At 57.8% G+C, this 1,586-nt stretch carries 1 protein-coding gene and 1 pseudogene; both read right to left on the bottom strand.

The genetic code is table 11. From position 1 onward, the window contains the following. Window positions 1-155: 155 nt before the first annotated feature. Entirely contained in the window at window positions 156-1,334 is a 1,179-nt protein-coding gene (locus J5224_RS27195) for an MFS transporter (RefSeq protein ID WP_264628263.1), read from the bottom strand. Window positions 1,335-1,475: 141 nt separating this feature from the next. Next, window positions 1,476-1,586 (bottom strand): annotated as a pseudogene (proX, locus tag J5224_RS27190) (proline/glycine betaine ABC transporter substrate-binding protein ProX); the annotation flags it as partial.

The following is a 1,586-nucleotide window of genomic DNA, read 5'->3' as shown; positions in this document are numbered from 1 at the left end:
GAAGGTGGCGTGCGGAGAAGCGTGTTCAACGTGCTTCTCCTGCTGTTGGCTTATCATTGGCTAACGTGTCGCTTAATAGAATCGATGGTCAATACCCTACCGATAAAACGGAGGATGTGCCAGAGATGTGACACATCCTCACTGGCGTGCTGTTATCAGCCGTGTTTTCGGCCAGGTATCCAGATAAGCAGCGTCAGCAGGCTCACTGCCGCACCCGCAGAGCAGACGCCTGTCCAGCCCGCAACCTGATAGGTTGCCGCAGACAGCAAGGAGCCCGCCGCGCCGCCGATAAAGTAGCTGGTCATGTACCCGGCGGTAAGCCGGTTACGCGCTTCCGGCATCATCTGGTAGATCACGCTTTGATTGGTGACGTGCAAGCCCTGCACGGCAAGGTCGAGCACCACAATGCCGACAATCAACGGCAGCAGCGCCGTGGCACCCATGGCGATCATGCCCCAGGAAAGTAACAGCAGCACCAGACCCACCGTGGTGGTCAACGTGGCTTTTCCCTTATCGACCAGACGGCCAGCGCGGGTGGCGGCCAGTGCGCCTGCCGCCCCCACTAAACCAAACAGCCCGATAACCCCTTCTGAATAGTGATAAGGCGGTGCCGACAGCAGAAATGCCATCGAGGTCCAGAGAATGCTGAAATTGGCAAAAGAGAGACACCCGAGCAGTGCGCGCACGCGCAATACTGGCGTGGTGGCAAACAGCCGGAAAATGGAGACGATCAGTTGCTCGTATTGCAGGTTATTGTTGGGCGGTAAACGCGGCAGGGCGCGCCACAGTACCAACGCCATAATAACCATCAATACGCTGGCTACCCAGTATACGGTGCGCCATCCTCCCAGCGTGGCGAGTGCGCCGGCAATGGTGCGTGCAAGCAGAATGCCGAGCAGCAGACCGCTCATTATCGTACCCACTACCTTGCCACGGGTTTCGGGGGTTGCCAGCGTTGCCGCGAGCGGCACCAGCAGTTGGGCCACCACGGAGCACAACCCCGCGACCCCGATACCCGCAAGCATCACCGGCAATGTGGGGGCCAGCGCGGTAATCACCAGCCCCAGCGCGGTCAACAGCGTCATGGTGACAATCAGCGTGCGCCGTTCAAACATATCACCCATCGGCACCAGAAACAGTAACCCTACCGCATAGCCCACCTGCGCGGCGGTGACAATTAGCCCTGCCTGATTAACGGAAAGCTCAAAGGCTCTGGCGATGGTTTCTAACAGCGGCTGGGCGTAGTAATTACTGGCAACGGCCAATCCGGTTGCCGTCGACATGATGAGCGTTAAAGGAAGGCTGAGACCCGTCTGGGCCTGTTGAGAAGACATGAATACTCGCTAGCGTTCTGGAATATGTGGGGGCGATTGTAGCAAATCCGTTAAGACAGAGGGCGTTTACAGGGAGCGGAATCTAAAGAAACAGGCCCGTTAGGGCCTGTGAGTGAACAATCACAACGTGACGCTATCAGGTTACCTGGCCGCGTCAGCGGCGGTTTTAACCCACCCATCAAACTGTGCCTGATGTGCCTTGATCCAGCCATCCACATGACGTTCGATATCTTTCTGGCTGCTCTCCCCGCT

Source organism: Candidatus Symbiopectobacterium sp. NZEC135, assembly GCF_025962695.1.
Note: the sequence above shows the minus strand (reverse complement) of the source record. Positions and strands in the feature narration are given on the sequence as shown.

Coding starts and splice junctions, on each gene's coding strand:
- J5224_RS27195 (WP_264628263.1), bottom strand. CDS start 1,334: ATGTCTTCTCAACAGGCCCAGACGGGTCTCAGCCTTCCTTTAACGCTC.